This is a genomic window from Streptomyces sp. NPDC051921 (assembly GCF_040680975.1).
In the GTDB taxonomy this organism is placed as follows: Bacteria; Actinomycetota; Actinomycetes; order Streptomycetales; family Streptomycetaceae; genus Streptomyces.
Window position 1 is genome coordinate 271,449 of sequence record NZ_JBFAXU010000001.1, and the last position, 20,440, is coordinate 291,888.

Annotated in this window: 24 protein-coding genes and 4 tRNA genes; 19 read left to right on the forward strand and 9 right to left on the reverse strand. The window is 71.6% G+C overall.

What is annotated here, in order from left to right:
- Positions 1-7 precede the first annotated feature (7 nt).
- From AB0M16_RS01300 to AB0M16_RS01320, 5 genes are all read left to right on the forward strand, one after another.
- Positions 8-1,561 carry an NADH-quinone oxidoreductase subunit M gene (locus tag AB0M16_RS01300; protein WP_365337942.1) on the forward strand — a complete coding sequence of 518 codons (1,554 nt, stop codon included), beginning with the start codon at positions 8-10 and terminating at the stop codon, positions 1,559-1,561.
- Positions 1,558-3,084 (forward strand): NADH-quinone oxidoreductase subunit N, encoded by a 1,527-nt coding sequence (locus AB0M16_RS01305; RefSeq protein WP_365337454.1) that lies wholly within the window; start codon positions 1,558-1,560, stop codon positions 3,082-3,084. The genes AB0M16_RS01300 and AB0M16_RS01305 overlap by 4 nt, the downstream gene beginning before the upstream one ends.
- 37 nt (positions 3,085-3,121) lie before the next feature.
- The gene (gene mscL, locus AB0M16_RS01310; RefSeq protein ID WP_365337456.1) at positions 3,122-3,592 is read left to right on the forward strand and encodes a large conductance mechanosensitive channel protein MscL; all 471 of its coding nucleotides are present in this window, start codon (positions 3,122-3,124) and stop codon (positions 3,590-3,592) included.
- Between the two features lie 280 nt (positions 3,593-3,872).
- A complete protein-coding gene (gene htpX, locus AB0M16_RS01315) occupies positions 3,873-4,736 on the forward strand; it encodes a zinc metalloprotease HtpX (RefSeq protein ID WP_365337458.1) in 864 nt (287 codons plus the stop codon).
- On the forward strand, positions 4,733-5,143 hold the full coding sequence (locus AB0M16_RS01320) for a YccF domain-containing protein (RefSeq protein WP_365337460.1): 411 nt from the start codon (positions 4,733-4,735) through the stop codon (positions 5,141-5,143). The genes htpX and AB0M16_RS01320 overlap by 4 nt, the downstream gene beginning before the upstream one ends.
- A 164-nt stretch (positions 5,144-5,307) precedes the next feature.
- Here AB0M16_RS01320 and AB0M16_RS01325 read toward each other — a convergent pair whose 3' ends face one another.
- On the reverse strand, positions 5,308-6,540 hold the full coding sequence (locus AB0M16_RS01325; protein WP_365337462.1) for an amino acid permease: 1,233 nt from the start codon (positions 6,538-6,540) through the stop codon (positions 5,308-5,310).
- 57 nt (positions 6,541-6,597) lie between these two features.
- Between AB0M16_RS01325 and AB0M16_RS01330 the strand changes: the two genes are divergently transcribed.
- On the forward strand, positions 6,598-6,867 hold the full coding sequence (locus tag AB0M16_RS01330) for a GlsB/YeaQ/YmgE family stress response membrane protein (RefSeq protein ID WP_365337464.1): 270 nt from the start codon (positions 6,598-6,600) through the stop codon (positions 6,865-6,867).
- Between the two features lie 7 nt (positions 6,868-6,874).
- On the opposite strand, the gene AB0M16_RS01335 is transcribed toward AB0M16_RS01330, so the two are convergent.
- The 3 genes from AB0M16_RS01335 to AB0M16_RS01345 all read right to left on the reverse strand — a co-directional run bounded on the left by AB0M16_RS01335 (position 6,875) and on the right by AB0M16_RS01345 (position 8,571).
- Positions 6,875-7,504 carry an alpha-ketoglutarate-dependent dioxygenase AlkB gene (locus tag AB0M16_RS01335; protein ID WP_365337466.1) on the reverse strand — a complete coding sequence of 210 codons (630 nt, stop codon included), beginning with the start codon at positions 7,502-7,504 and terminating at the stop codon, positions 6,875-6,877.
- Positions 7,501-8,013, reverse strand: coding sequence for a methylated-DNA--[protein]-cysteine S-methyltransferase (locus AB0M16_RS01340; protein WP_365337468.1), 513 nt, complete (start codon positions 8,011-8,013; stop codon positions 7,501-7,503). The genes AB0M16_RS01335 and AB0M16_RS01340 overlap by 4 nt, the downstream gene beginning before the upstream one ends.
- Positions 8,014-8,079: 66 nt before the next feature.
- Entirely contained in the window at positions 8,080-8,571 is a 492-nt protein-coding gene (locus tag AB0M16_RS01345) for a YajQ family cyclic di-GMP-binding protein (RefSeq protein WP_365337470.1), read from the reverse strand.
- Positions 8,572-8,741: 170 nt separating this feature from the next.
- Between AB0M16_RS01345 and AB0M16_RS01350 the strand changes: the two genes are divergently transcribed.
- Positions 8,742-8,823 (forward strand) — tRNA-Tyr (locus tag AB0M16_RS01350).
- A gap of 147 nt (positions 8,824-8,970) precedes the next feature.
- Entirely contained in the window at positions 8,971-9,678 is a 708-nt protein-coding gene (locus AB0M16_RS01355; RefSeq protein WP_365337472.1) for a hypothetical protein, read from the forward strand.
- 8 nt (positions 9,679-9,686) lie between these two features.
- On the opposite strand, the gene AB0M16_RS01360 is transcribed toward AB0M16_RS01355, so the two are convergent.
- Positions 9,687-10,343, reverse strand: a complete 657-nt coding sequence (locus tag AB0M16_RS01360) for an SDR family oxidoreductase (protein WP_365337474.1) — start codon at positions 10,341-10,343, stop codon at positions 9,687-9,689.
- Between the two features lie 2 nt (positions 10,344-10,345).
- Positions 10,346-11,617 carry an amidohydrolase family protein gene (locus AB0M16_RS01365; RefSeq protein WP_365337476.1) on the reverse strand — a complete coding sequence of 424 codons (1,272 nt, stop codon included), beginning with the start codon at positions 11,615-11,617 and terminating at the stop codon, positions 10,346-10,348.
- A gap of 196 nt (positions 11,618-11,813) precedes the next feature.
- On the opposite strand from AB0M16_RS01365, the gene AB0M16_RS01370 reads away from it, so the two are divergent.
- From AB0M16_RS01370 to AB0M16_RS01395, 6 genes are all read left to right on the forward strand, one after another.
- Positions 11,814-11,886: transfer RNA gene (locus tag AB0M16_RS01370), tRNA-Thr, on the forward strand.
- Between the two features lie 44 nt (positions 11,887-11,930).
- A tRNA-Met gene (locus tag AB0M16_RS01375) sits at positions 11,931-12,003 on the forward strand.
- An 89-nt stretch (positions 12,004-12,092) separates the two neighbouring features.
- The gene (gene rpmG, locus AB0M16_RS01380) at positions 12,093-12,257 is read left to right on the forward strand and encodes a 50S ribosomal protein L33 (protein ID WP_003956487.1); all 165 of its coding nucleotides are present in this window, start codon (positions 12,093-12,095) and stop codon (positions 12,255-12,257) included.
- Between the two features lie 82 nt (positions 12,258-12,339).
- The gene (locus AB0M16_RS01385) at positions 12,340-12,792 is read left to right on the forward strand and encodes a MaoC family dehydratase N-terminal domain-containing protein (protein ID WP_365337478.1); all 453 of its coding nucleotides are present in this window, start codon (positions 12,340-12,342) and stop codon (positions 12,790-12,792) included.
- 2 nt (positions 12,793-12,794) lie between these two features.
- Entirely contained in the window at positions 12,795-13,223 is a 429-nt protein-coding gene (locus AB0M16_RS01390) for a MaoC family dehydratase (RefSeq protein WP_365337480.1), read from the forward strand.
- A 124-nt stretch (positions 13,224-13,347) separates the two neighbouring features.
- Positions 13,348-14,427 (forward strand): UDP-N-acetylmuramate dehydrogenase, encoded by a 1,080-nt coding sequence (locus tag AB0M16_RS01395; protein WP_365337482.1) that lies wholly within the window; start codon positions 13,348-13,350, stop codon positions 14,425-14,427.
- Positions 14,428-14,439: 12 nt separating this feature from the next.
- On the opposite strand, the gene AB0M16_RS01400 is transcribed toward AB0M16_RS01395, so the two are convergent.
- A complete protein-coding gene (locus AB0M16_RS01400) occupies positions 14,440-15,072 on the reverse strand; it encodes an NAD(P)H-binding protein (RefSeq protein ID WP_365337484.1) in 633 nt (210 codons plus the stop codon).
- 114 nt (positions 15,073-15,186) lie between these two features.
- Here AB0M16_RS01400 and AB0M16_RS01405 point away from each other — a divergent pair, with 114 nt between their 5' ends.
- Positions 15,187-15,783: a helix-turn-helix domain-containing protein gene (locus AB0M16_RS01405; protein WP_365337486.1), complete on the forward strand. Its 597-nt coding sequence runs from the start codon at positions 15,187-15,189 to the stop codon at positions 15,781-15,783.
- 3 nt (positions 15,784-15,786) lie between these two features.
- Here AB0M16_RS01405 and AB0M16_RS01410 read toward each other — a convergent pair whose 3' ends face one another.
- Together AB0M16_RS01410 and AB0M16_RS01415 are read right to left on the reverse strand one after the other, a co-directional pair.
- Entirely contained in the window at positions 15,787-16,818 is a 1,032-nt protein-coding gene (locus AB0M16_RS01410) for an adenosine deaminase (RefSeq protein WP_365337488.1), read from the reverse strand.
- Positions 16,819-16,949: 131 nt separating this feature from the next.
- Positions 16,950-18,176 (reverse strand): pyridoxal phosphate-dependent aminotransferase, encoded by a 1,227-nt coding sequence (locus AB0M16_RS01415; protein ID WP_365337490.1) that lies wholly within the window; start codon positions 18,174-18,176, stop codon positions 16,950-16,952.
- Positions 18,177-18,401: 225 nt separating this feature from the next.
- On the opposite strand from AB0M16_RS01415, the gene AB0M16_RS01420 reads away from it, so the two are divergent.
- From AB0M16_RS01420 to rplK, 4 genes are all read left to right on the forward strand, one after another.
- Positions 18,402-18,474: transfer RNA gene (locus AB0M16_RS01420), tRNA-Trp, on the forward strand.
- A gap of 110 nt (positions 18,475-18,584) precedes the next feature.
- Complete coding sequence (gene secE / locus AB0M16_RS01425; RefSeq protein WP_365337492.1) at positions 18,585-18,872, forward strand: preprotein translocase subunit SecE; 288 nt, start codon at positions 18,585-18,587, stop codon at positions 18,870-18,872.
- Positions 18,873-18,916: 44 nt separating this feature from the next.
- Complete coding sequence (nusG, locus tag AB0M16_RS01430; RefSeq protein ID WP_365337494.1) at positions 18,917-19,831, forward strand: transcription termination/antitermination protein NusG; 915 nt, start codon at positions 18,917-18,919, stop codon at positions 19,829-19,831.
- 160 nt (positions 19,832-19,991) lie between these two features.
- Positions 19,992-20,426: a 50S ribosomal protein L11 gene (gene rplK, locus AB0M16_RS01435; RefSeq protein ID WP_030494213.1), complete on the forward strand. Its 435-nt coding sequence runs from the start codon at positions 19,992-19,994 to the stop codon at positions 20,424-20,426.
- Positions 20,427-20,440 lie beyond the last annotated feature (14 nt).

Consider the following 20,440-nt stretch of genomic DNA (forward strand, 5'->3'; position numbering starts at 1 on the left):
ATCCGTGATGCAGTTCCTCCTCCTGCTGGTCGTCGTCGGCCCGCTCCTCGGCGCCGCGGCCGCGCTCCTGCCCGCCCCGCCCGGGCTGAAGGGGACGTCACCCGACCAGGCCGTGCTCCGCCACGGCGTGACCGTCACCGGCGTGATCCTGCTCGCCGCGATCGTCCTGACCCTCGGCTTCGACCACGACCAGCCCTCGAGGATGCAGGCGACCACGGACATCACCTGGATCGAGGCACTCGACGTGCGGATCCACCTCGGCGTCGACGGCATCTCCCTCCCCCTTCTGGTCCTGACCGCGCTGCTGACCTTCCTCTGCGCGCTGTACAGCTACTTCTCGATGCCCTCCGGGCCCTCCCCGAAGGCCTTCGTCGCCCTGCTGCTCGTCCTCGAGTCCGGGACCCTGGCGACCTTCGCCGTCCTCGACCTCGTCCTGTTCTTCCTGGCCTTCGAGATGGTCCTCATCCCGATGTACTTCCTCATCGCCCGCTGGGGCGGCGCGGGACGGCAGGCCGCCGCCTGGAAGTTCATCCTCTACACGCTGCTCGGCTCCGTCGTCATGCTGCTCGGCCTGCTCCTCATCGGCGTGAAGGCGGGCACGTTCGACATGGTGGCACTGGCGGCTGACAACGGCCGTGGACTCACCACGTCCGTGCAGGTCATCGCCGTCCTCGCGATCGGCCTCGGGCTCGCCGTGAAGACCCCGATGTGGCCGCTGCACAGCTGGCTGCCGGACGCCCACACCGCCGCCCCCACCGTCGGCTCGGTGCTCCTCGCCGGCGTCCTGCTGAAGATGGGCACGTACGGGTTCGTGCGGATCGTGCTGCCGATCACCCCCGACGGCATGCGCGTCTTCGCCCCGTACCTCGCGGCCTTCGCCGTCGCCGGGATCATCTACGGATCGCTCGCCTGCCTCGCCCTCGCGAAGCCCGGCGGCAAGGGCGACCTCAAGCGCCTGATCGCGTACTCCTCCGTCGGCCACATGGGCTTCGTGCTCCTCGGCATCGCCACCATGACCCCCACCGGGGTCAACGGCGCCCTGTTCGCCAACATCGCCCACGGCCTCATCACCGGGCTCCTCTTCTTCCTGGTCGGCGCGCTGAAGGACCGCTACGGCACCGCCGACCTCGACACCCTCGCCGGGGCCACCGGCGCCGCCCTCTACGGCCGTGCCCCCCGCCTCGGCGCGCTCCTCGCCTTCGCCGCCGTCGCCTCCCTCGGCCTGCCCGGCCTCGCCGGCTTCTGGGGCGAGATGCTGGCCCTGTTCGGCGCCTTCGAGCCGGCGGCGGGACTCAGCCGGCCCGCCTTCCTCACCTTCATGGCGATCGGCGGCTTCGGCACCCTGCTCACCGCCGCCTACCTGCTCGTCGTCGTCCGCCGCGTCTGCATGGGCGGCCCCCGCCCGGCAGGCGAGACCGCCCTCGCCGACGTCCAGGGCTACGAGCTCGCCGCCTGGACCCCGCTCGTCGCCCTCACCGTCCTCGCCGGACTGTGGCCCGCGGTCCTCCTCGGCCTCACCGACCCGGCCGTCCAGCAGCTCCTCGCGGGAGGCACCCAGTGACCGCCACGGCCGCAGCGCCCAGCCTCGTCCAGTCCGTCGACTGGCTGGCGATCGCGCCGCCCACGCTCACCGCGGCGGTCGCCCTCGCCGTGCTCGTCGCCGACCTCTTCCTGCCGACCGCGCGCAAGCAGCTCCTCGGCTGGACCTCCGTCGCCGGCCTGGCCGCCTCGCTGCTGCTCCTCGTGCCGCTGCGCGCCGGCGACCGCTCGACCTTCTGCCTCACGGCCGACACCCAGGTGCGGGCCTGCAGCTACACCGCCGACCAGTTCACCCTGGTCATCCAGTTCCTGGTGCTCGCCGCGGCGCTGGTCACCGCACTGCTGTCGCTCGCCGACACCCGCGACAGGCTGCCGGCCGGCGAGTACTGGTTCCTGCTGCTCTCCTCCGCGGCCGGCGCCGCCCTGATGCCCGCCTCCCGCGACCTGGCCACCCTCGTGGTCGCCCTCGAAGTGGCCTCGCTGCCCGCGTTCGCGCTCGTGGGCCTCCGGCGCGGCGACCGGATGTCCAGCGAGTCCGCGCTGAAGTTCTTCCTGTCCTCCGTGACCGCCACGGCCGTCACCCTGCTCGGTGTGAGCTTCGTCTACGCCGCCACCGGCACCCTCCACCTCACCGAGGTCGCCCAGCGGCTCGGTGACGTGCCGGGCCAGCTGCAGACCCTCGCCCAGGCGGGCGTGGCGCTGACCCTGGTCGGCTTCGCGTTCAAGACGGCCGCCGTCCCGTTCCACTTCTGGGTGCCCGACACCTACGTCGGCGCCCCGCTGCCGGTCGCCGCCTATCTGTCCGTGGTCGGCAAGGCCGTCGGTCTCACCGGTCTCATCCTGGTGACCGTCGTCGCCTTCCCGTCGTACGCGGACGTGTGGGGCCCGGCACTCGCCGTGCTCGCCGCGCTCACCATGACCGTCGGCAACGTGGCCGCCCTGCGGCAGGTCCCCACGCGCGCGTGGAGCGCGGTACGGCTCCTCGCCTGGTCGTCCGTCGCCCAGGCGGGCTACCTCCTGGTGCCGATCGCGGCGGCCGCGTACTCCAGCGACGACCAGATCGGCGCGACGGTCGCGTACGCCCTGATGTACGCCGTCGTGAACCTCGGCGCCTTCGCGGTCGTCGCGGTCGTGGCCCGTACGCACCCGGAGGCGCGGATCTCCGACTTCCGCGGCCTGTACGCGGCGAGCCCGGCCGCCGCGCTCGCCCTCGGCTTCTTCCTGCTCAATCTGGCCGGTCTGCCCCCGGGTATCATCGGCCTCTTCGCCAAGGTGACCGTCTTCTCGGCGGCCGTCGACGCCGGCCTCGGCTGGCTCGCCGTGATCATGGGCGTCAACGTCGTGATCGCCCTCTACTACTACCTGCGGTGGACGGCGCTGCTCTTCCGCGCGCCGGAGGCCGCGCCCGAGGGCGAGCCGCGTACGGTGCGCGCCGGGGTCCCCGCCCCCGTCACGCTGGCCGTGGCGCTCACCGCCGTCGCGGGCGTCGTGCTGTCGGGCTATCCGCAGTTCGCCCTCCGTTTCGCGGCGGACAGCCTCTTCTGATCCCCCCACACAGCAGAACCTCAAGGAGCGGACCACCGTGCTGAACGGTTTCAAGGACTTCATACTTCGCGGGAACGTCGTCACGATGGCCATCGGTCTGGCCGTCGGCTCGGCGTTCACGGCCGTGGTCACCGGCTTCAGCAAGGCGTTCATCACCCCGCTCATCGGTCTCGCCACCGGTTCGGTCGGTGACTTCAGCGAGGCCAGGTTCACCGTCGGCAAGACCGTCTTCCCGTACGGTCTGGCGATCGCCGCCGCGATAGCGTTCGTGATCACCGCCGCCGTCCTCTACTTCCTGATCGTCGTCCCCATGACCAAGATCCAGGAGAAGTTCGCCAAGGAGGAGGCGGAGGACCCGAAGTCCGTGAAGCGCGACTGCCCCCGCTGCTTCACCGAGATCCCGGCCATCGCCTCCCGCTGCGGCCACTGCACCAGCGAGGTCGAGCCGGTCGCCACGGCCCTGGAGCAGGCCGGCCTGGACAAGCTCGCGATCCCGGCACCGCGCTAGGCACCGGACGCGGCGAGCCCCGCCCGGCGGGGCGGACGGCGCTGCTTTCCGGACACGACCCCGGTCCGTCCGGCGGATCACGGGCGGGTCCGCGGCCTTCCCTCCGGCCGCGGCCCGTCGGTCCTCACCCGTACGGCCCACACGGCACCCCCCGCGACCTGGGGAACCCGAGCTTCCCGCCTGGCGTTGACCAGGAGGGAAGGGTCCACTGGACGAGTAGCACCGAGTGGATCCCGACAGAGCAAAGGGTTCCCCTGCCGCACCACTTGGAGGGCGTACCGTGCACCGCCGGCACAACGGGCTGAGGACCGCCGTACTCCTCGGAGGGCTCTCCGCCCTCATCATCGTCATCGGCAGCTTCTTCGGGCGTACGGGCCTGATCGTCGCTCTCGTCGTCGCGCTCGGTACGAACGCGTACGCGTACTGGAACAGCGACAAGCTGGCGCTGCGCGCCATGCGCGCCCGCCCGGTGAGCGAGTTCGAGGCCCCGGCGCTGTACCGGATGGTCCGCGAGCTCTCCACCCAGGCCCGCCAGCCCATGCCGCGGCTCTACATCTCACCCACGCAGGCGCCCAACGCCTTCGCCACCGGCCGCAACCCCCGCAACGCGGCCGTGTGCTGCACCGAGGGCATCCTCGCGATCCTCGACGAGCGCGAGCTGCGCGGCGTCATCGGCCACGAGCTGAGCCACGTCTACAACCGGGACATCCTGATCTCCTCGGTCGCCGGCGCCCTCGCCTCGGTGATCATGTTCCTGGTGAACTTCGCCTGGCTGATCCCGGTCGGCCGGTCCGACGACGACGAGGGTCCCGGCATCCTCGGCTATCTCCTGGTCCTGATCCTGGGCCCCCTCGCCGCCTCCGTCATCCAGCTCGCCATCTCCCGCTCCCGCGAGTACGAGGCGGACGCCTCCGGCGCCCAGCTCACCGGCGACCCGCTCGCCCTCGCCAGCGCCCTGCGCAAGCTGGAGGCGGGCACCAAGCAGCTTCCGCTGCCCCCGGAGCCCAAGATCGAGACCGCGAGCCACATGATGATCGCGAACCCCTTCCGTCCGGGACAGGGGATCTCCAAGATGTTCTCCACCCATCCGCCGATGGCCGAGCGCATCGCCCGGCTCGAACAGATGGCAGGTCGACGCCCGTGAAAACGATTCTGAACGTCATATGGCTGATCCTGTGCGGATTCTGGATGTTCCTCGGCTACTTGCTGGCCGGCATCCTGCTCTGCATCACGATCATCGGCATCCCCTTCGGACTCGCCGCCTTCCGCATCGGGGTCTACGCCCTGTGGCCCTTCGGGCACACGGTCGTCGACCGCCATGACGCGGGCGCGCCGTCCTGCGTCGGGAACGTGCTGTGGCTGATCCTCGCCGGCTGGTGGCTGGCCCTCGGGCACATCACCACCGGCATCGTGCTCTGCATCACGATCATCGGCATCCCGCTGGGCATCGCCAACTTCAAGCTGATCCCGGTCTCGCTGCTGCCCCTGGGCAAGGAGATCGTCCGTACGGACGACGCGCGCGCCATGTACGGCCCCTACGCGGGCCGGTAGCGGACGATCCCGGCCCGGCCGGCCCGCCGGCGCCCAGTCGTCGCCTCCGCGACGCGTGACCGGCCCTTCCGCGAGGACGTGACCGGCCTCTACGCGGACCCGCGCGGCCGCACCGGCTGCGAGCCGCGCGGCGGCTCGGCCGGGCCGGAAGCGCGTGGACGCCCTCAGGAGCGGGGAGAGGCGGGCCGCCCCCGACTGACCGCGTACGCCACCACGCCGACCGCGAGCACCCCCGTCCCGGCGACCACGGCGGCCGGCGGCAGCGAGAACGCGAGCGCCCCGCAGCCGGCCAGCCCGAGCAGGGCCAGCGGCCGCTCGCGGCGGCCCAGCGTCCAGGCGGAGGCGTTGGCGATCGCGTAGTAGACCAGCACGCCGAACGACGAGAAGCCGATCGCGCCCCGTACGTCCGCCGTGGCCGCCACCACGGCCACCACCGCGCCCACCGCGAGCTCCGCGCGGTGCGGCACCCAGAAGCGCGGGTGCACGGCCGCCAGCGGGGCCGGCAGGTAGCCGTCCCTGGCCATCGCGAGCGTCGTCCGGGACACCCCGAGGATCAGCGAGAGCAGCGAGCCGAGCGCCGCCACCGCCGCCCCCACCGTGACGACCGGCACCAGCCAGTCCGCGTCCGCGGCCCGTGCCGCGTCCGCGAGCGGGGCGGCGGAGGAGGCCAGCGCTGCGGGCCCGAGGACGGCGAGCACGCACACGGCGACGGACGCGTACACGACGAGGGCGATGCCCAGGGCGAGGGGCACGGCGCGCGGGATGGTCCGCTCCGGGTCGCGCACCTCCTCGCCGAGCGTCGCGATCCGCGCGTACCCGGCGAAGGCGAAGAACAGCAGTCCCGCCGCCTGGAGCACCCCGCCCGCCGGGACGTCCCCGGCCAGCCCGAGCCGGTCCACCTGCCCGGCCCCCGCGGTCGTGACCACGACGGCGGCGAGGACGGCCAGGACCAGGGCCACGATCACCCGGGTGAGGAGCGCCGACTTCTGCACACCGCCGTAGTTGACCGCGGTCAGCGCCACGACGGCGGCGACCGCCACCGCGTGCGCGTGCTCGGGCCACACGTACGCCCCCACGGTCAGCGCCATCGCCGCGCACGAGGCCGTCTTGCCGACGACGAAGGCCCAGCCCGCCAGATGGCCCCAGAACGAGCCCAGCCGCTCCCTGCCGTAGACGTAGGTGCCACCGGAGGCCGGATAGAGGGCGGCGAGCCGGGCCGACGCCATGGCGTTGCAGTAGGCGACGACGGCGGCCACCGCGAGCGCCGGCAGCAGGCCCGCCCCGGCCGCGTCGGCCGCGGGCCCGAGCGCCGCGAAGATCCCCGCGCCGACCATCGAGCCCAGCCCGATGACGACGGCGTCGAACACTCCGAGCGTGCGGCGCAGTTCCTGTGTCATGTGCCGCACATTAGGGGGTCCGGCAACCGGGCGGGACCGCCGGGCGTCCTCCCGTGCATGAGCATCATCGGATGGATCGTTCTCGGACTGCTCGCCGGCGTCATCGCCAAGATCCTGCTGCCGGGCCGCGACCCCGGCGGCCTGATCGGCACGACGGTCATCGGCGTCGTCGGCGCGTTCCTCGGCGGCTGGCTGTCGGCCCGCTTCCTGGACCGCCCGATCACGGCGGACTTCTACGACGGGGCCACCTGGCTGTCGGCGATCGGCGGCTCGCTCGTGCTGCTGATCGCGTACCGCATCGTTTTCGGCCACTCCCGCGAACGCTGAGACCGCGTCAGAGCCCGGTCTCCCGCAGCGTGATGTTCAGCCGGCCGCCGAGGCCGAGACCGGGCTCGGCGGTGCCCGCGTACACCTTCGGCACCCCGTGGTACGCGAAGCGCGAGGGCCCGCCGAAGACGAACAGGTCCCCGGAGGCCAACTCCACGTCGGTCCAGGGCCGTCCGCGGTTCTCGGTGTTCCCGAGCCGGAAGACGCAGGTGTCGCCGAGGCTCAGCGACACGACCGGAGCGGGCGACCGCTCCTCCCGGTCCTGGTGCATGCCCATCCGCGCGCCGTCCGCGTAGAAGTTCACGAGCGCCGTGTCCGGCGTGAAACCGCCGTGCGCCCCGTAGGCCTCGACGAGCGCCGCCCGCCCGAGCTCGGCCAGCCAGGACGGCAGGGGGACGCGGACGTCCTCCTCGCCGAGATAGCGGTACGGCTCCCAGCGCCGCCCCAGACAGAGCGAGCGCACCGACATCACCCCGCCGCCCGGCAGGACGGTGTGCTCGTACGAGGCCGGACCCCGCCCGAACTCCCGGCAGGCGGCGACCAGTTCCCGCTGCCGCTCGAACGACAGCCAGCCGGGCACGTGCACCGCGCCCGGCGCCGGTTCGCCCCGCTCGCGCGGGAAGAGCCCCTCGGTCACCCGAGGACTCCCTCCAGGGCCCCCTCGAGCCCGAGCAGCCGCTCCTTGCGGTCGAGGCCGGCCGCGTAGCCGCGCAGGCTTCCGTCGGCCCCGATCACCCGGTGACAGGGCCGCACCACGAGCAGCGGATTGCGCCCGATGGCGGTGCCCACGGCCCGTACCCCGGCGCCCGGGGAGCCGACCCGTCGGGCGATGTCCCCGTACGACACGGTCGTCCCGTACGGGATCTCCTCCAGCGCCCGCCAGACCTTCCGCTGGAAGTCGGTGCCGGTCTCCTCGTACGGGATGTCGAAGGCCTCGCGCCGCCCGGCGAAGTACGCGTCGAGCTGACCGGCGATCGCGGCGAAGGCCGCGTCCGCGCGGACCCAGCCGACCTCGACGACGGCGCCGCCCTTCTGGCCCTCCAGGGACAGCGACCGCAGCACGACGTGACCCCCGTCGGCAGCCTGCCCCACCAGGAGCATCGTGCCGAGGGGGCTGTTCACGTGGGTGTAGAGAGTGCTCGTCATGCGTTCCAGTGTGCGAGCCCGGAGGGGGTCGGGGCTGGCGGTTTTCGGACGCGGGGCTCGACGGGCCTAGCGGTAGTTCACGAACTGCAGCGCGAAGTCGAAGTCCTTGCCCTTGAGCAGCGCGATGACCTCCTGCAGGTCGTCCCGGCTCTTCGAGCTGACCCGCAGCTCGTCGCCCTGCACCTGCGCCTTGACGCCCTTGGGGCCCTCGTCGCGGATGACCTTGGCGACCTTCTTCGCGTTCTCCTGGGAGATGCCCTCCTGGATGGAGGCGGAGAGCTTGTACTCCTTGCCGGACAGCTGCGGCTCGCCCTCCACGTCCAGCGACTTCAGCGAGATGCCCCGCTTGATCAGCTTGGACTGGAAGATGTCGAGGATCGCCTTGACCCGCTCCTCGCCGCTCGCCTGCATCAGGATCTTCTCGCCCGACCAGGAGATCGAGGCGTTGGTGCCCTTGAAGTCGTAGCGCTGCTGGATCTCCTTCGCGGCCTGGTTGAGGGCGTTGTCGACCTCCTGCCGCTCGACCTTGGAGACGATGTCGAAACTGGAGTCGGCCATGAGGTGAGGCTCCTTGCTCGGATCCGTATGGGTGCAGCACAAAGCGTAGCCACCCGCACCGCCGCCGACCCGTGATCAATCCGGTGGCGAAGCACCCCTGGGGATCAGGTATTGTTTACGTCGTTGCCAGGGAGCACCGCCGAAAAGCGGCTCCGAGGCAGCGATCCCATGGCGGTGTGCCCGAGTGGCCAATGGGAGCGGACTGTAAATCCGTCGGCTTAGCCTACCCAGGTTCGAATCCTGGCGCCGCCACGCGATAGAGACGGCCCCTGATCTGCGGAAACGCGATCAGGGGCCGTTTTCGTTCGTTCCCTCGCGGGAGGGGGCGCGGTCCTCGTTCGGCCCAACCGCGGGCGCGGGTGCACGCCGGTACGGCCCGACTGCTCCACCATGAGCGGGGTGAACGAGCTGGGTAGCGACGACCGCGAGGCTCCGCTGGGCGAGTTCCAGGCCAGGGTGGGGAAGCGGCGCCTGGACGACGTCGCCAAGATCCTCGCCGGTGCCCTGGTCACGGTCGCCGGGATCATGACCGCGCTGGGGCTGACCAGTGATGTCGTGTTCGTCGCGCTCAACAACGAGTCGTGGCCGATCTTCGTCGCCGCGCTCTGCGCCATCCTCGCCATCGTGTGCAGCATCGTGGCCCTGCTCATGCACCCGACGCGGCGGGGCAACGTGTGGGAGACGGTCACGCTGGTGATCGGAGTGATCTTCTACATGGTCGCGCTGAGCGTGGCGGTCGTGGGCGCCTCCAAGGCGGCGGGCGGGAACGGGCGGCCGACCGTCACCAACGTGACGGTCGCGGGGCCGAGATCCGCGTCGCGCGTCAGCTTCGACGTCCGGGCGGACGGCGTGGACACGTGGGCGAGCGTCACCGTCACCGCGGAGGCCGTGGACGACGACCGGGAACCCATCGGAGAGGTGGGCTTCTACTACAGCAGCCTCCGGCCCGACGACAGGGGCGAGATCGAGCAGCACGTCAGCGTGCCCTTCTCGGTCCCGCAGGACGCCTGGGGCTTCCAGATCATCGCCGTCACCACCGGCGGGTCCGAGGAGTGCGACGTCCGGTCGACGCACGGGCCCGCCTGCGTGGAGATCCGGCTCCCCTGACGGGGAGGTCAGTTGCCCGCGATGTCCTTCACCGCGACCGACACCGGGGTCGGGCCCGTGACCAGTTCCAGGGTCAGGCCGGCCGTCGCCGGGGTGTCCAGGAGTTCGGCGAGGACCGCCGCCACGTCGTCGCGGGGCACGGGGCCGCGGCCGGTGGCGACCTCCAGGCGGACCAGGCCCGTGCCCGCGTCGTCGGTGAGCATGCCGGGGCGCAGGATCGTCCAGTCGAGGCCCGGGCGGGAGCGGACGGCGTCGTCCGCGGCGCCCTTGGCACGCAGGTAGGCGTCGAAGACGTCGTCGCCCTCGTGCCGCGCGTCCGCTCCCATCGAGGAGACGATCAGGAAGCGCCGTACGCCTGCCGCCTCGGCCGCGTCCGCGAAGAGGACCGCCGCCGCGCGGTCCACCGTGTCCTTGCGGGCCGTTCCGCTGCCGGGGCCGGCGCCGGCCGCGAAGACGGCCGCGTCGGCGCCCTCCAGGGCCGCCGCGACCTCGCCGACGGAGGCCGACTCCAGGTCCAGGACGACCGCTTCGGCGCCGGCCGCCCGCAGGTCCGCCTCCTGTTCGGGGCGGCGGACGATGCCCACCGGTTCGTGTCCGCCCGCGGCGAGCAGCCGCTCCAGTCGCAGGGCGATCTTTCCGTGTCCTCCAGCGATGACTACGCGCATACTCACGACCGTACGGCTCCGGGCCCCGCCGGGCCTCCCGAGTCCGGGCGCGCCTGCCGGGGCAGGTCCAGGGACGCCGCCGAGTCGCAGTACTCCCGCACCGCGCTCGTCCGGGCCACCACGCGCCCCCGGTGCACCACGATCCGGCTGTACGCGAGGGAGAGCACGCCCGCGAGGCGTTCGCCCCGCACCGCGAGCAGTTCCGCCGGGAAGCCGGCCTCCACCCGCACCTCCGGAAGGCCCATCGCCGCCCGCGCGTCCGCGCTCACCGACCCGTACGCCTCCTCGGGCGGCAGGCCGGAGAGCGAGGCCAGCAGGTAGGCGGCCTCCAGCGGGTCGCCGCGCCCCACCGGGTTGGACACGTCGCGCAGTGCCCCGCCGCCGGCCGCGACCCGCACCCCGGCGGTTCGCAGCAGCCGGACCGGGGCGGTGCCGCGCAGTTCGGTGGCCGCGCAGCCGCCCTGCGGCAGGCAGACCACGGTCACCCCGGCCGCCGCCAGCTGGTCGGCGGCCCGGCGGGCCTGGTCGGCCGGCAGCCGCCCGAGCCCCGCGCAGGGCCCGATCGTCACGCCGGGCCGCAGGCCCCCGGCCATCGCCGCGAGGCGGGCGAGCCGGGCCGGGTCGTCGCCGTCGGTGTGCAGGTCCACGGGGCAGCCGTGCTCCGCGGCGACCTCCAGGACCGTCTCCACGTACCCCGTGGGGTCCGGGTCCAGATCGGGGCAGCCGCCGACCACCCCGGCGCCCATCTTCACCGCGTCCCGCACCATCGCGATCCCGTCGGCGCCGGCCACGCCGGTGAGCAGCCGGGGCGCCGCCACCGCCGTGAGGTCGGCCAGGCCGCGCAGGGAGCGCCGGGCCTGCAGAACGGCTTCGAGCGGGCCGAGGCCGTGCACGTCCCCGATCCGCACCTGGGCGCGCAGCGCGGTCGCGCCGTGCCCGAGCTGGAGCAGCGCGGCCTCGGTGGCCCGGCGCTGGACCTCCTCGGTCGTGTACGGGACGGGGCCGGGCGAGTCGGCGGTGAGTGCGGTGTCGGCGTGCGCGTGGGGCTCGGCGGGGGCGGGCAGCAGCAGGTAGCCGGCGAGGTCGACGCGGGCGCCCACGGCGGCGAGGCTGCCGGCGGTGCCGACGGCCTCGATCCGGCCGCCGCCGAGCCGCACGTCGACCGTGCGCCCGTCGGTGAGCCGCGCGTTCGAGAGCAGCAGCGACGTGGTGTCGGCGGGGGCCGCGGCCCGGTCGTCGGGCGGTGGCTGGGGCTGCTTGCTGTCGGCGGACATCGGGCTCCTCACGGCTCGCCAGGACCAAGATCACGCAGCGTGGGCCCCGAGCCTAGGGGCGCCCGCAGCAGCCTTCGAGGAGGAGCGCAATAGTCGTACTGATGAGTGCACGAGTGGCCTAGGAGGGGCCTGGGGCGAGTGCCCGGGAAACGGATTTGGGTGATGGGCGGAGGACCGTGTAATGTCTTCCTCGCTCGCCCCAATAGCTCAGTCGGCAGAGCGTCTCCATGGTAAGGAGAAGGTCTACGGTTCGATTCCGTATTGGGGCTCTGGTGAGAGGGAACCCGCCTTCGGGCGGGAACCCTAACATCAAAGCGGTGTAGCTCAGTCGGTAGAGCAAGCGGCTCATAATCGCTGTGTCACCGGTTCAAGTCCGGTCACCGCTACACACGGTAGCCGATTGTGGGGTCGGTCCTGCGATCGGCTACTCTTTCATGCGTTAATCCATCCCATCCGTCCGTCAAGGAGCACTCACGTGGCTGCCACCGACGTCCGCCCGAAGATCACGCTGGCCTGCGTGGAGTGCAAGGAGCGGAACTACATCACCAAGAAGAACCGGCGCAACAACCCGGACCGTCTTGAGATGAAGAAGCACTGCCCTCGCTGCAACTCGCACACCGCGCACCGCGAGACGCGCTAAACAGGCTCGAACACGAGGCCGTCCCCAGCAGGGGACGGCCTCGCGTCGTTTGTACGCAAGAGATCCAGGAGGTATCGAGGCCATGGCGCTCGACCAGTCCTTCGTGGGCCGGACCTACCCGCCCACCGCTCCGTACGAGGTCGGCCGCGAGAAGATCCGCGAATTCGCCGAGGCGATCGGCGACGCCAATCCCGCGTACACCGACCAGGAGGCCGCCAAGGCCCTCGGCCACCCCGACGTCGTCGCGCCGCCGACCTTCGTCTTCGCGATCACCTTCAAGGCCGCGGGCCAGGTCGTCGAGGACCCGCAGCTCGGCCTGGACTACAGCCGGGTGGTGCACGGCGACCAGAAGTTCGCCTACACCCGGCCGGTGCGCGCCGGCGACCGCCTCTCGGTCACCAGCACCATCGAGGCCATCAAGTCGCTCGCCGGCAACGACATCCTGGACATCCGCGGCGAGGTCCACGACGAGAGCGGCGAGCACGTCGTGACCGCCTGGACCAAGCTCGTGTCCCGCGCCCCCGAGGAGGCCTGACCGTGACCGCGAAGATCGCCTACGACGAGGTCGAGGTCGGCACCGAGCTGCCGGCGCAGACCTTCCCCGTGACCCGCGCCACGCTGGTCCGCTACGCCGGTGCCTCGGGTGACTTCAACCCCATCCACTGGAACGAGAAGTTCGCCAAGGAGGTCGGTCTCCCCGACGTCATCGCCCACGGCATGTTCACCATGGCCGAGGCGATCCGGGTCGTGACCGACTGGGCCGGCGACCCGGCCGCCGTCGTCGAGTACGGCGTCCGCTTCACCAAGCCGGTCGTCGTCCCCAACGACGACGAGGGCGCCGTCATCGAGGTCTCCGCGAAGGTGGCCGCGAAGCTGGACGACGGTCAGGTGCGGGTGGACCTCACCGCGACGAGCGCCGGGCAGAAGGTGCTCGGCATGTCCCGCGCCGTGGTCAAGCTCGCCTGACGCCTGACGCCTGACGCCTGACGCCTGACGCCTGACGCCTGACGCGCATACGCGTGACGACCCGAGCCCCGGAGCCCGACGGCGCCGGGGCTTCGTCGTCCCTGCGGGAGAGGACGACTCGCCCGTGGAACGTACTCTTGAGCCCGTGCACGTACTCCACGACGCCCCCCTCGCCCCCCTGACCACCTTCCGGCTCGGCGGGCCCGCCGCCCGGCTCGTCACGGCGACCACCGACGACGAGGTGGTCGCCGCGGTCCGCGAGGCCGACGCGGCCGGGATCCCGCTGCTCGTCATCGGTGGCGGTTCCAACCTGGTCATCGGCGACAAGGGCTTCGACGGCACCGCCCTGCACATCGCCACCCGCGGCTTCTCCCTCGACGGGACCCGCCTGGAGCTCGCCGCGGGCGAGGTGTGGACGGACGCCGTCGCGCGGACCGTCGAGGCCGGGCTCGCGGGGATCGAGTGCCTGGCCGGCATCCCCGGCTCGGCGGGCGCCACCCCGATCCAGAACGTCGGCGCCTACGGCCAGGACGTGTCCGCCACGATCACCGAGGTCGTCGCGTACGACCGCCGGGCCGAGGAGACGGTCACGCTCACGAACGCCGAGTGCGCCTTCACGTACCGGCACAGCCTGTTCAAGGACCAGCCCGACCGCTACGTCGTGCTCCGCGTCCGCTTCGAGCTCGCGGACGCCGACGGGATGTCGGCGCCGATCGCGTACCCGGAGACGGCCCGGGCCCTCGGGGTCGAGGCGGGCGACCGGGTGCCGCTCGCGCGGGCGCGGGAGACGGTCCTGAGGCTGCGGGCCGGCAAGGGCATGGTCCTGGACCCGGAGGACCACGACACGTGGTCGGCGGGGTCCTTCTTCACCAACCCGATCCTGACGGCGGGGGAGTACGCGGACTTCCTCGGGCGCGTGGCCGAGCGGCTCGGTCCGGACACCGCCGCGCCCGCCTACCCGGCGGGCGAGGACGGTTCGATGAAGACCTCCGCGGCCTGGCTGATCGACAAGGCCGGCTTCGTGAAGGGCTACGGCTCCGGGCCCGCCCGGATCTCCACCAAGCACACCCTCGCCCTCACCAACCGGGGCGAGGCGACCACCGAGGACCTGCTCGCGCTCGCGCGCGAGGTCGTCGCCGGGGTCCGGGACGCGTTCGGGATCACCCTCGTCAACGAGCCGGTGACCGTCGGCGTCGAGATCTGAGGCCCGCGCGCCTCAGTAGGCGACGCCCACGCCCTGCCGCACCGTCGCCGTGTCGTCGATCATCGCCAGCATCGCGTGCGCCACGTCCGCGCGGGCGAGCGAGCGGCCGCGCGGCGGGTTGCCGCCCACGACGCTCCGGTAGCGGCCGGTGACCGGCTTGTCGGTGAGCTTGGGCGGGCGGACGGAGGTCCAGTCGGTCGCGCTCGCGGCGAGCTCCGCCTCCATCTCCCGCAGGTCGGCGTAGACGTCCTTCAGGACGGAGTTGATGATCGCGAGCACCGCCTTGTCGGTCACGCCCTGACCGGCCGGGACCGGGCCGAGGGGCGCGGCGCTGACGACGAGGAGCCGGCGGGTGCCGGCCGCCTCCATGGCGCCCAGTACCGAGCGGGTCAGCCGGGTCGCGACGCCGGCGTCGGCCCGGCTGCGGGCGCCCAGGCCCGACAGGACCGCGTCCCGGCCGGCCACCGCGCCGCGGAGGGCCCCGGGGTCGGTGAGATCGGAGCGGAAGACCCCCAGACGCTCCCCGGTGAGGGTGAACCGCGCGGGGTCCCGCACGACCGCCGTCACCTCATGGCCCGCGTCCAGGGCCTGGCGGACGATCTCCTGGCCGATGCCGCCGGTCGCGCCGAAGACAGTGAGCTTCATGTCGCATCTCTCCAGGTTTCTGCTTGTCAGCTTTGGTAGGGGTGAGTGAGTAATCACTCACCCCTAGAGTGGGTGTGCACTCACTCACCCGTCAAGCACTTCTCCGGAGATCCCGTGGACCAGAAGCCGACCCGCACCCGGATCATCGACGCCGCGCGCGACCTCATGCGCACGGCCGGCCTGGCCCGCACCACCACGAAGGAGATCGCGAAGGCCGCCGGCTGCTCGGAGGCGGCGCTCTACAAGTACTTCCCGAGCAAGGAGGAGCTGTTCGTCACCGTCCTCAACGAACGGCTGCCCAAGCTGGGGGACCTCCTCGGCACCCTCGCCGTCGACCCGCAGGGCCGCGGCGTCGAGGAGAACCTCGCCGAGATCGCCCGCCGGGCCGCGCTCTTCTACGAGCAGACCTTCCCGATGGCCGCGTCCCTCTACGCGGAACCCCAGCTCAAGGCCCGCCACGAAGAGGTCATGCGAGAGCTCGGCGTCGGCCCCCACAAGCCCATCGAGGGCCTCGCCGGCTACCTCCGCGCCGAGCAGGCGCACGGCCGCATCGACGCCGACGCCGACCCGCAGGCCGCCGCCGCCCTGCTGCTGGGGGCCTGCGTGCAGCGGGCGTTCGCCTACGAGATGACCCCGGACCGCCGGCCGCCGCAGTCCCTCGACGACTTCGCGCGCTCGATCGCCCGCACCGTCATGCGCGGGATCGGCTGACGCTCAGCCGACCGGGGCCGCCAGCCAGTCGTCGACGCCGGCCAGCAGCTTCTCCTTGACGTCCTCCGGGGCCGCCGAGCCGCGGACGGACTGCCGGGCCAGCTCGGCCAGCTCCGCGTCCGTGAAGCCGTGGTGCGTCCGGGCGATCTCGTACTGCGCCGCCAGCCGGGAGCCGAACAGCAGCGGGTCGTCCGCGCCGAGCGCCATCGGGACGCCCGCGTCGAAGAGGGTCCGCAGCGGCACGTCCTCGTGCTTCTCGTAGACCCCGAGCGCCACGTTGGACGCCGGGCACACCTCGCAGGTCACCCCGCGCTCGGCGAGCTTGCGCAGCAGCCGCGGGTCCTCCGCCGCCCGTACGCCGTGCCCGACGCGGGCCGCCCGCAGGTCGTCCAGGCAGTCCCGTACGGACGAGGGGCCGGTCAGCTCGCCGCCGTGCGGGGCCGCGAGCAGACCGCCCTCGCGGGCGATGGCGAAGGCCCGGTCGAAGTCGCGGGCCATGCCCCGGCGCTCGTCGTTGGACAGCCCGAAGCCCACCACGCCCCGGTCCGCGTACCGGACCGCGAGCCGGGCGAGCGTGCGCGCGTCCAGGGGGTGCTTCATCCGGTTCGCGGCGACCACGACCCGCATCCCGAGCCCGGTGTCGCGGGAGGCCGCGTCCACGGCGTCCAGGATGATCTCCAGGGCCGGGATCAGCCCGCCGAGCAGCGGCGCGTACGAGGTGGGGTCGACCTGGATCTCCAGCCAGCCGGAGCCGTCCCGGACGTCCTCCTGGGCGGCCTCGCGCACCAGGCGCCGGATGTCCTCGGGCTCGCGCAGGCAGGAGCGGGCGATGTCGTAGAGCCGCTGGAAGCGGAACCAGCCGCGTTCGTCCGTGGCCCGCAGCTTCGGCGGGGTACCGCTCTTGAGTGCCTCGGGGAGGTGCACCCCGTACTTGTCGGCGAGCTCGATCAGGGTCGAGGGCCGCATCGACCCGGTGAAGTGCAGGTGCAGGTGGGCCTTCGGCAGGGTGCTGAGATCGCGGTAAACGTGCTCCATTGGCTGATCCTGCCGCACCCGAATGGACGAATACAGTCCGTTTCCCCGATCGGGACCTTGCTAGAACGCAAAAACGGGCCCCTGCCTCCGGAGAGGCAGGGGCCCGGCACACCTCGACGTCGAGGTGTGCCTCAGTCGCGCGCCTCGGCGAGGAGCTTCTGGATCCGGGACACGCCCTCCACCAGGTCCTCGTCGCCCAGCGCGTACGACAGGCGCAGGTAGCCCGGCGTGCCGAAGGCCTCGCCCGGGACGACCGCGACCTCGGCCTCGTCCAGGATCAGCGCGGCCAGCTCGACCGAGTCCTGCGGGCGCTTGCCGCGGATCTCCTTGCCCAGCAGCCCCTTCACCGACGGGTACGCGTAGAACGCGCCCTCCGGGGTCGGGCAGTACACGCCCTCGATCTCGTTGAGCATCCGCACGATCGTCTGGCGGCGCCGGTCGAAGGCGGTGCGCATCTCGGCGACCGCGTCCAGGTTGCCGGAGACGGCGGCGAGCGCGGCGACCTGCGCCACGTTGCTGACGTTGGAGGTGGCGTGCGACTGCAGGTTGGTCGCGGCCTTCACCACGTCCTTCGGGCCGACGATCCAGCCCACGCGCCAACCGGTCATGGCGTACGTCTTGGCGACGCCGTTGACGACGATGCACTTGTCGCGCAGCTCGGGCACGAGCGTCGGCAGCGAGGTGAACGTCGCGTCGCCGTACACCAGGTGCTCGTAGATCTCGTCGGTGAGGACCCACAGGCCGTGCTCGACGGCCCAGCGGCCGATGGCCTCGGCGTCCGCCTCGCTGTACACGGCGCCGGTCGGGTTCGAGGGGGAGACGAAGAGGACGACCTTGGTCCGCTCCGTGCGCGCCGCCTCCAGCTGCTCCACCGACACCCGGTAGCCGGTGGTCTCGTCGGCAACGACCTCCACCGGGACGCCGCCGGCGAGGCGGATCGACTCGGGGTACGTGGTCCAGTACGGGGCCGGGACGATGACCTCGTCGCCCGGGTCGAGGATCGCGGCGAACGCCTCGTAGATGGCCTGCTTGCCGCCGTTGGTCACCAGGATCTGGGAGGCGTCGACCTCGTAGCCCGAGTCGCGGAGCGTCTTCTCCGCGATGGCGGCCTTGAGCTCGGGCAGGCCGCCGGCCGGCGTGTAGCGGTGGTACTTCGGGTTCTTGCAGGCCTCGACGGCCGCCTCGACGATGTAGTCCGGCGTCGGGAAGTCGGGCTCACCCGCGCCGAAGCCGATCACCGGACGGCCGGCGGCCTTGAGGGCCTTGGCCTTGGCGTCGACGGCGAGGGTGGCGGACTCGGAGATCGCACCGATCCGGGCGGAGACCCGACGCTCGGTGGGAGGGGTAGCAGCGCTCATGCGGCCATGGTCCCAGACCCCGTCAGGGCCCGGCACACGGGTTTCACGGAGCGGACAGGAACGGTCAATCCCGGTCGTACGCGGTGATCCGCGAGGGTGCGGGAGGGGCGATCGGCAGGTCGGAGCGCTTCCTGTTCGACGTGAGGGCCCATGACCACGTACACTCACTGCTCGTTGGCCCGCACCGACCACATCTCACGATGCGGTAGGTTGGGGAAGCCACAAAGGGTCGTAGCTCAATTGGTAGAGCACCGGTCTCCAAAACCGGCGGTTGGGGGTTCAAGTCCCTCCGGCCCTGCTACACACACCGCCAGGCTGTGTGCGCATGTACGTACTTCATTGCACCGCCGTGCGGCTCCACCCAACCCGGGCGCGGCACGGCCACGACCCGGAATCAGGTGAGACATCGTGACGGATGCCGTAGGCTCCATCGACATGCCTGATGCCGAGGATGCCGCTCCGGAGTCTCAGAAGAAGAACCGGAAGGGCGGCAAGCGCGGGAAGAAGGGCCCTCTGGGCCGTCTCGCCCTTTTCTACCGCCAGGTCATCGCGGAGCTCCGCAAGGTCGTCTGGCCCACTCGCGGCCAGCTGACGACGTACACCACTGTGGTGATTGTCTTCGTTGTCATCATGATCGGCCTCGTGACCGTGATTGACTATGGCTTCCAGGAAGCAGTCAAGTACGTCTTCGGCTGACTTTTTGTTCCACCCCATCTGTATCGCAGGAAGAAGCAGCCACCGTGTCTGACGCGAACCTGAACGACGCCTTCGAGTCCGAGTCCGTCGAGGACGAGCTCGACATCGTCGAGGCGGCCGACGAGGACCAGGCCGAGGCTGCGGACGCCGAGGCCGGCGAGCTCGAGCTCGAGCTCGACGAGGCCGACGCGGCAGAGAGCGACGACGAGGCCGAGGCCGAGGACACCGAGGACGACGGCACCGAGGTGGCCGACGTCGAGGCCGCCGAGGAAGAGGCCGAGGAGGCCGAAGAGGCCGAGGACGCCGCCGGCGAGGCCGAGGACACCGAGCCCGCCGCTCCGGTCGACCCCATCGCCGCGCTCCGTGACGAGCTGCGCGGTCTGCCCGGCGAGTGGTACGTGATCCACACCTACGCGGGCTACGAGAAGCGCGTGAAGGCCAACCTGGAGCAGCGCGCCGTCTCGCTGAACGTCGAGGACTTCATCTACCAGGCCGAGGTCCCCGAGGAAGAGATCGTCCAGATCAAGAACGGCGAGCGCAAGAACGTCCGGCAGAACAAGCTGCCCGGCTACGTGCTCGTCCGCATGGACCTGACGAACGAGTCCTGGGGTGTCGTCCGCAACACGCCCGGCGTCACCGGCTTCGTGGGCAACGCCTACGACCCGTACCCGCTGACCCTGGACGAGATCGTCAAGATGCTCGCCCCGGAGGCCGAGGAGAAGGCCGCCCGCGAGGCCGCCGAGGCCGAGGGCAAGCCGGCTCCGGCCCGCAAGGTCACCGTCGAGGTCCTCGACTTCGAGGTCGGCGACTCGGTCACCGTCACCGACGGCCCCTTCGCCACGCTCCAGGCCACGATCAACGAGATCAACGCCGACTCGAAGAAGGTCAAGGGCCTCGTCGAGATCTTCGGTCGCGAGACCCCGGTCGAGCTCAGCTTCGACCAGATCCAGAAGAACTGACGAACTAAGTTTCCGGACAGGTCAGAGGGGCTGCTACAGCCCCTCTGACCTGCTCGGTTTTTGGACGCGCAGCTATACCCGTTATCGTTGTGCGGTATGCCTCCATCCGGATGACCGGATGGATCGGCTGAAAAACTCTCACTAGGACCCGGAGAGAGCAATGCCTCCCAAGAAGAAGAAGGTCACGGGGCTTATCAAGCTCCAGATCAACGCTGGTGCGGCCAACCCGGCCCCGCCGGTCGGCCCCGCGCTGGGTCAGCACGGCGTCAACATCATGGAGTTCTGCAAGGCCTACAACGCCGCGACCGAGTCGCAGCGCGGTTGGGTCATCCCGGTGGAGATCACGGTCTACGAGGACCGCTCCTTCACCTTCATCACCAAGACTCCGCCGGCCGCCAAGATGATCCTCAAGGCCGCGGGCGTGGAGAAGGGCTCCGGCGAGCCGCACAAGACCAAGGTCGCCAAGATCACCGAGGCGCAGGTCCGCGAGATCGCCACCACCAAGATGCCCGACCTCAACGCCAACGACCTGGACGCCGCGTCCAAGATCATCGCCGGCACCGCCCGTTCCATGGGCATCACGGTCGAGGGCTGATTCACCCCCGACGC

Excerpts from the sequence above, each read along its gene's own strand:
- AB0M16_RS01330 (WP_365337464.1), top strand. The coding sequence starts at position 6,598 with ATGAGCATCATCGGATGGATCGTTCTCGGACTGCTCGCCGGCGTCATC.
- AB0M16_RS01345 (WP_365337470.1), bottom strand. The coding sequence starts at position 8,571 with ATGGCCGACTCCAGTTTCGACATCGTCTCCAAGGTCGAGCGGCAGGAG.
- AB0M16_RS01340 (WP_365337468.1), bottom strand. The coding sequence starts at position 8,013 with ATGACGAGCACTCTCTACACCCACGTGAACAGCCCCCTCGGCACGATG.
- AB0M16_RS01360 (WP_365337474.1), bottom strand. The coding sequence starts at position 10,343 with ATGCGCGTAGTCATCGCTGGAGGACACGGAAAGATCGCCCTGCGACTG.
- AB0M16_RS01385 (WP_365337478.1), top strand. The coding sequence starts at position 12,340 with ATGGCGCTCGACCAGTCCTTCGTGGGCCGGACCTACCCGCCCACCGCT.
- AB0M16_RS01365 (WP_365337476.1), bottom strand. The coding sequence starts at position 11,617 with ATGTCCGCCGACAGCAAGCAGCCCCAGCCACCGCCCGACGACCGGGCC.
- AB0M16_RS01410 (WP_365337488.1), bottom strand. The coding sequence starts at position 16,818 with ATGGAGCACGTTTACCGCGATCTCAGCACCCTGCCGAAGGCCCACCTG.
- AB0M16_RS01325 (WP_365337462.1), bottom strand. The coding sequence starts at position 6,540 with ATGACACAGGAACTGCGCCGCACGCTCGGAGTGTTCGACGCCGTCGTC.
- AB0M16_RS01300 (WP_365337942.1), top strand. The coding sequence starts at position 8 with ATGCAGTTCCTCCTCCTGCTGGTCGTCGTCGGCCCGCTCCTCGGCGCC.
- rplK (WP_030494213.1), top strand. The coding sequence starts at position 19,992 with ATGCCTCCCAAGAAGAAGAAGGTCACGGGGCTTATCAAGCTCCAGATC.
- AB0M16_RS01400 (WP_365337484.1), bottom strand. The coding sequence starts at position 15,072 with ATGAAGCTCACTGTCTTCGGCGCGACCGGCGGCATCGGCCAGGAGATC.
- AB0M16_RS01415 (WP_365337490.1), bottom strand. The coding sequence starts at position 18,176 with ATGAGCGCTGCTACCCCTCCCACCGAGCGTCGGGTCTCCGCCCGGATC.